The organism is uncultured Rothia sp. (genome assembly GCF_963507905.1).
In the GTDB taxonomy this organism is placed as follows: Bacteria; Actinomycetota; Actinomycetes; order Actinomycetales; family Micrococcaceae; genus Rothia.
Genome location: NZ_CAUOUU010000009.1, coordinates 86,825 through 93,448, shown reverse-complemented (window position 1 = coordinate 93,448; position 6,624 = coordinate 86,825). Strand labels below are relative to the sequence as shown.

Annotated in this window: 8 protein-coding genes; 1 reads left to right on the top strand and 7 read right to left on the bottom strand. The window is 54.9% G+C overall.

Features of this window, described 5'->3' with window-relative positions; genetic code table 11:
- Window positions 1-198 (top strand): hypothetical protein (locus tag RQ593_RS06965; protein WP_311450177.1); only part of this gene is annotated, 198 nt, incomplete at its 5' end.
- A gap of 11 nt (window positions 199-209) precedes the next feature.
- On the opposite strand, the gene RQ593_RS06960 is transcribed toward RQ593_RS06965, so the two are convergent.
- The 7 genes from RQ593_RS06960 to RQ593_RS06930 form a co-directional block, all read right to left on the bottom strand.
- Complete coding sequence (locus tag RQ593_RS06960; protein ID WP_311450176.1) at window positions 210-1,061, bottom strand: DUF6318 family protein; 852 nt, start codon at window positions 1,059-1,061, stop codon at window positions 210-212.
- A gap of 163 nt (window positions 1,062-1,224) precedes the next feature.
- Window positions 1,225-1,935 carry a DUF6318 family protein gene (locus tag RQ593_RS06955; protein ID WP_296545262.1) on the bottom strand — a complete coding sequence of 237 codons (711 nt, stop codon included), beginning with the start codon at window positions 1,933-1,935 and terminating at the stop codon, window positions 1,225-1,227.
- A 205-nt stretch (window positions 1,936-2,140) separates the two neighbouring features.
- A complete protein-coding gene (locus tag RQ593_RS06950) occupies window positions 2,141-2,851 on the bottom strand; it encodes a DUF6318 family protein (protein WP_311450175.1) in 711 nt (236 codons plus the stop codon).
- A 204-nt stretch (window positions 2,852-3,055) separates the two neighbouring features.
- Window positions 3,056-3,823 (bottom strand): DUF6318 family protein, encoded by a 768-nt coding sequence (locus tag RQ593_RS06945; RefSeq protein ID WP_311450174.1) that lies wholly within the window; start codon window positions 3,821-3,823, stop codon window positions 3,056-3,058.
- Window positions 3,824-3,921: 98 nt separating this feature from the next.
- Entirely contained in the window at window positions 3,922-4,722 is an 801-nt protein-coding gene (locus tag RQ593_RS06940; protein WP_049354795.1) for a DUF6318 family protein, read from the bottom strand.
- Between the two features lie 40 nt (window positions 4,723-4,762).
- Window positions 4,763-5,515, bottom strand: coding sequence for a DUF6318 family protein (locus RQ593_RS06935; protein ID WP_311450173.1), 753 nt, complete (start codon window positions 5,513-5,515; stop codon window positions 4,763-4,765).
- Between the two features lie 250 nt (window positions 5,516-5,765).
- Window positions 5,766-6,530, bottom strand: a complete 765-nt coding sequence (locus RQ593_RS06930; RefSeq protein WP_294642909.1) for a DUF6318 family protein — start codon at window positions 6,528-6,530, stop codon at window positions 5,766-5,768.
- Between the last annotated feature and the right edge of the window lie 94 nt (window positions 6,531-6,624).

The following is a 6,624-nucleotide window of genomic DNA, read 5'->3' as shown; positions in this document are numbered from 1 at the left end:
CCGCCCTCTCACGGCGGCAACACCGGTTCAAATCCGGTTGGGGTCACACTAGGAAAAAGCCTTGATTCTTCGGGATCAAGGCTTTTTTGTTTATATCTGTCTTTTCCAAGAAAGATCAAAAGCGAGAAGCCACATGTGTTTCGAAAAGCAACCATAATGGTGGCTTCTCGAAACACATGTGGCTTCTCAGCGGTATAGGGGGGCTGGATTTACTGTGCCGATGCCTCAGCAGAAGCAGTAGTCGCCTCCGCCGAACCTGCAGCAGTCGCCTCAGCAGAAGCGCTCGGGCTCAGCGACGGAACCGGCGAAGCAGACGCAGTACCCGGAGCACGACGCACCATACGCCAGGTGCCGTCCTGGTAGTGCGCCACAATCTGACCAGCCACCGGCTTGCCCGGGTACTTGAACACCTCGGTCAGCGGCTGCACACGATCGTTGGTCTTGCTGTACACACCAGCACCCTCAGCACCATCAATCACCATCTCGGTTGCCCAAGTGTAGTAGCCGGTGCGGGTGTCCTTGGTCGGGCGGTCAGCGGTCAGCGACAGAACCATCGGACGCTCCGAACCAATAACCCAGCCGCTCTCCGAAGCGTACATGCTCTGGAAGAACTCAGCCACGGTCGAGTAGTCGCCGGTGTGGTCAATGTTCGTGAAGCGGGTACCGTCACCGGTCAGCAGCAGGTAGTTCAGGGTAGCCTGCCAGTACGCAATGAACGCGTGCAGACCCTCAACACTGTTCTCACGCAGCTTCGCGGGCTCCACGGGGATCGCAACGTTCACTGCCTTGTGCTCCTTGGTGCCCGGCTCAAAAGTGCCGGTGGAGGAGTAATCGGCAAGAACGACCTCACCCTTCATGCTGGGGCCGGGCTCAACGGTGGTGGTTGCCTCCGCCGTGGGGGAGACGGATGCGGTAGCGCTCGCGGTCGCCGAAGACTCGGTAGTGGATGCGCTTGCGGTCGCCGAAGACTCGGAGGAGTTCGAGGAACATGCGGCAAGAAGCGCGGCGGTACCCAGACCCAGTGCGGTCAGGGCGGTGCGGCGGGTATACATGGTAGACATGGGGCTCTTTCTGAGGTGAATAAAGTATGTGCCGGTATTGAACTAATTCCAGAATATCGCAGGGGAGCGGCCAGCCCAATGTTGTGTGCGCCTCCATGACCCTAAAAGCGGCGGGAGATGACGAAAAACACGGGCTCTCGCTAAGGCAGTAATATTGTTGCTTCTACGCCGGAGAAGAACTGCTTGCTGTAGGCTGGGGTGAATTCGTTGCGTTGCTTCCTCCTGCAGGACCGACTGTCCATGCACCATTTTGGTGTACCAACTCAAAAATGATTTTGCTGGGACCGTCTGGGTTATTTGTGTAGGCTAGCGAAATCTCCAAGCCCTGTGCCGTGGTGTGGACTACGGCCCTACTGTGCATGTAGGTCGTAGCTTTCCAATGGTAGCGGTCTTCGTCAATCTTTTGAGGAGATTCCTCTGTCAACTGGTATAGACAAGGTGTTTCGGTGCCGTATAGCCAGCCGCTGCCGTCTGAATACATTTTCACGTACGCCTTCTTCATCTTTTCCCAGTATTGGTCTACGGTTGCGTCTACAGACTTTAAAGGCTCAATATCCCCAGAAATCATGAGATAGTTCTGAGAAGCCATCCAATATCCCAATGCTGCATACATGCCGCCCTTTGTCTTGTTGCTCATGTTTGCAGGGCGTACGGGTTTGCGCGGATTCTCGGCTTTCTTCTCATGGGTTGCCGGAACGTAAGTTCCTTGCGACTCGTAGTTGTTGAACTTCAGCTCGCCCTTATAGATACGCTGAGCGTCGAGCACACTCGGGTCGCTGAGCGGGCGGACATCGCTAGCACAGGCAGTCAAGGAGGCGAGCGCGGCGGTGGCGGCGATGCCAAAGGCGGCGCGTCGGGTCACGAAGGTAGACATAAGGTACCCTTCAATAGATTATCGGTGTATCTATTTCAGGGTACCTTAGTGTATTTGGGTATGTTTATGATTTTTTCGTTGTCAAACCTTGGAAAATGCTACAAAAGATACGTTAGCTAACGAAAAGCACCGTTTACTAGGGGAAAAGCCATTATCTTCCTATACAGTCGTTTCCCGCGTCTGTATCTTCCTATACCGCCGCATCCTAAACGTTGAGGCCGGAGCCGCTTCCGCCCGAGGAACCGGGAGAAGTCGTCGAGGAACTCTTCGTCTCAACGGTGACCCTCCACGCATCGTTTCGGTATTTCAACACAAAAGTGACCTCATCATTACTGGAATCACCGCTCGTCTCAGCCAGACGAATGTCCCTGTCCTCGGGTACGTAATGGAGAACAGCATCCTTATGGCTACGGGCAATACCCTTCCAGCGGTACTGCTCATCGTTAACCTTCTGCGGAGTCTCTTCGGTCAGGTCAGCCACGAGCGGCGTCTCGGTGCCGTACATCCACCCCTCATTCTTTGCGTACAACTCTACGTATGCCTTCATCTTCTGCACGTAGATGCCGTCCAGGTCCACGTCCTTGAACGGGGTAGCGTCGCCAGTAACCGTCAGGTAGTTCAGGGCTGCGACCCAGTAGCCCAGCGCCGCATACATGCCCGAGGTCGTCTTTGACTTTATATTCACGGGAGGAACGGGCATAGGCGGGTTCTCCGCCTTCTTCGTGCTGCTTGCGGGGTGGTACGTTCCGGTGGACTTGTAGCTATTGAACTTCAACTCGCCCTTGTAGGGGCGCATCGGGTCAACTACGCTCGGGTCCTCCAGCGGGCGGATATCGCTGGCGCAGGCAGTCAAGGAAGCGAGCGCGGCGGTGGCGGCAACGCCCAGAGCGGTGCGTCGAGTAACGAAGGTAGGCATGGGAACCCCTCAATGGTTTGTTCGTGTGCTTTTAAGCGTACCCGAAGAAACTGATACATGTTCAAAGCCGGCACCTGCTCATCTGGGGGAATAGTTCAACACGACCGTACGCAGGCCATGCAAACAAAAAGGGGAAGCTCCCGCACGCAGCCTCAACTGCATTCGAGAGCTTCCCTCATCACTATAAATGACTAGGAACGCGGGTTAGGCACTAGCGCTACTCGCCTCTGAAGAGGGGGAATCAGCTTCTTCATCACTGAGTAAGAACCAGGCGCCATCCTTATAGTCAAACGGAAAATTGGTTGCCTCGCTCTTGGTCGATCCATCAACCAGAGGAACAGGGTCATGACCCTCAACGTGAGCCTTTGCATTGGGATCATAGATAATGCGTCCGAGCCAATCGTAACGGTTGGGACCGCCCTCAACTTTTTTGGGAGCATCAGTCAGCAGCTGAATGGTAACCGGCGCATCCGTGTCATACACCCAGCCCTTACCGGAAGAGTAGATAAGAACAGCATTGGCGTGATCGTTCGCATAGCGGCCTTCAGGGTCAGCCTTCTTGAGCGGCTCGAAATCGCCGGTCATGAACATGTAGTTGAAGCTTGCCACCCAGTAGCAGAGGAACTGGTACATGCCCTCAACGGTCGCCTCGTTCATCTTCTCCGGAACAACAGGCTTCGGCACGTTCTGCGCTTTCTTCTCAGCCGTGGCAGGAACGTACTCGCCGTTCTTCTCATACTTGTCGAGCTTTACGGTACCCTTGTACGACTTCTTAGCGGAAGACGACGCAGATGCTGAGGCGGATGCGCTTGCAGACTCAGAAGCGCTAGCGCTCGCCGAAGCCTCACCGGAAGGGGAAGAAGAGCTATCAGCCAGCGGGCGGATATCGCTAGCGCAAGCAGTCAACGCCGCAGCCGCGCCGGCACCGGTAGCGGCAGCTAGTGCTGCACGTCGAGAAAGAAAAGTTGCCATGAAAAATCCTTAAGTAATGTGTGGGGTTATGAGACTAAATCCTAGAGCCTATGTGCGAGGTAAATCTCCGCCCATAAGATGAACTGAGCAAAGATGCTCTAGGCGTTATTAGGGGTAGCCTCATTTGATGCTTTAGTGCTTGGGCTTGGAGTGCTCTGCTCGCCGCCCTTAGTGGCGGCATAAAACCATCTACCGTCCTTATAGGACAACTTCAGCTTGGCGTGGTCAGGAGTCAAAGCCTTACTAGGGAACATAGGCTCATCTGCTCGCCCTTCAATGCGAGACATTGCATTAGGATCCCTAACAAATCTGATAGGCCAAATGAGGGTGTCGCTACCTGATGCCTTTTCAGGCCGGGGGGTTAGCATCTCAGTTTGAACTGGTTTCTCCGAACCGTAAAACCACCCCTCATTGGTTTCGTATACAGTTACATAACCTTGAAAAGCTTTGACGTCCTTGCCAACAGGGTCAGCTTCTTTCAACGGTTCAACATCGCCGGTAAGTACTAAGTAGTTGAGGCTTGCTTCATAAAAACTATAGGCCGCGTAAGCTCCATCAACAGTATTCTCGTACATATTCGCTGGCGGTCGAGGCCTAGGCATGTTCAGCGCCTTATGCGTCTCATCCGCGGGAACGTACTCGCCCTTCTTCTCATAGTTGTCGAACTTTACCGGCCCCAGATAAGACTTCGCAGAAGAACCGCCTCCAGAGGAGGAGCTAGCGGAGGCAGAGGGGCTAGCAGAGGCGCTAGGACTTGTGGAAGAGGAAGCCTCACTGGAAGGAGCAGAGGAGCTATCCGCCAGCGGGCGGATATCGCTAGCGCAAGCAGTCAACGCCGCAGCCGCGCCGGCACCGGTAGCGGCAGCTAGTGCGGCACGTCGAGAAAGGAAAGTCGTCATCAGAAATCCTTAAATAGTGCGTATCAGAAGATGAAGAAATTTAGCTGTTGTTGTCCAGAAGCATGCGCCACATGCCTTCCTTGTACTCCATGATGAACTTCGTCGTGCGAGGAATCGTCTTTTCTTCCTCAACGATAGTCGCATCAGGCTCACCCTCAATGTGGTACTTAGCGGCAGCGTCATACGCGACGGTCACAAGCCACTCGTAACGGTCCGGCTTATTAGCAACCGGCTGAAGCTCATTCTCCGCAATCTCAATCTTGTACGGCTGATCCGAACCGTAAATCCAACCCAGACCCGACTCATAGAGCTTAATCATGGTCCTAGAGTTGCTCAAAAAAGCCTTCGCCGGATCCGCCTTCATCAGCGGCTCAACATCGCCGGTCAGAATCAGATAATTCTGGGAAGCAAGCCAATAACCCATCAGCGCGTAGGCGCCCTCGGGGCTGTTTTCCTTCATCTTCTCCGGGATCAGAGGCTTCGGCACGTTCTGCGCCGGCGCATTCGCAGTCGCAGGGATGTAGGTGCCGTTCCGCTCGTAGTTATTGAACTTAATCGGACCAACATACGAGCCGGGAGTGTGATCATCAGTCGGAGAAGGCGACGCCGAAGCACTCACAGAAGAGGACGCCGCACCAGAAGCCGCGCCAGACGCAGCATCAGAAGCTGAACCAGAGGAACCGCCGGAACCCTGCGACAGCGGGCGAATATCGCTAGCGCACGCAGTCAGCGCCGTAAGGATGCCGGTCGTACCCACGCCCAGGAGAGCACGTCGAGTGAAGAAGGTAGTCATCGGAAGCCCTTCGTTGGAGCCAATACAGAACAAACAACGACGCCGCGCACCAGAGCAGGCGTAGACGCCCTGTAAAGACCTATCAGTACGTCAATGTATACACCTTTAAGGTTACCCGAGAGCCACCACATAGCCCCGCGACCACCTCAATTGTTCAGAAAATTAAGACCCCACACCCAGCGTTTTACCAGGTGCGGGGTCTTATCACATGAGAAATCACTACGAGAGCGAACCCTCTGCAAAGCGGCAACTACGCGGCGCTCGACAGCTCCCACTTGCCGTCCTTGTACTCCAGGCGGAACCTCGCCACTCTCTTCTTCGACTCATCAGCGCTCGTTGCCTTCTCAGGCTGATTCCTATAATGCCGCATCATCTTCGGGTCCATGTAGGAATAGCCTTCCCAAATAAAGCGGGTATTGTCGCTACCCGGCACCTCACGAGGAGCATCCGTCAGCAGCTCAACAATATACGGAGTTTCCGTACCGTACACCCAACCAGCACCCGACGCATACAGCTTAATCGTGCTCTGATACTTCTCCCAACCGTAGCCGTTGTAGTAGATATGTTCAATCGGGGCCGGGTTACCCGTCATCATCAAATAGTTCAAGCTCGCCAGCCAGAAACTCAAGAAAGCGTACGCACCATCAACGCTGTGCTCCTTGATATTCGCCGGAGGAACAGGCTTCGGCATATTCTCAGCCGGATTCGTAGCGCTCGCCGGAACGTACTCGCCGGTCTTCTCGTAGCTATCGAACTTCATCGGACCCTTATAGGACTTACCCGAAGACGGAAGACCCGAAGCCGCAGAGGCACTCGCAGACGCAGAAGGAGAAGCCGAAGCGCTCGCAGATGCCGATGCGGAAGCAGTCTCGGAGGCGGTCGCCGCCTCCGACGGAGAAGCCGAGCCGGTGCCGCCAGCCAACGGGCGAATATCACTAGCGCACGCAGTCAATGCAGAAAGCGCACCCGCAACAGCAACACCCAGAGCGGTACGTCGAGTGAAGAAGGTAGTCATCGGAAGTCCTTCGTCGGATCCATCACCCACAAAGCCGTCAGCACGAGGCTCACAACCTGCAGGTAAAGACCACATGTAGTACGTCAATGTATAT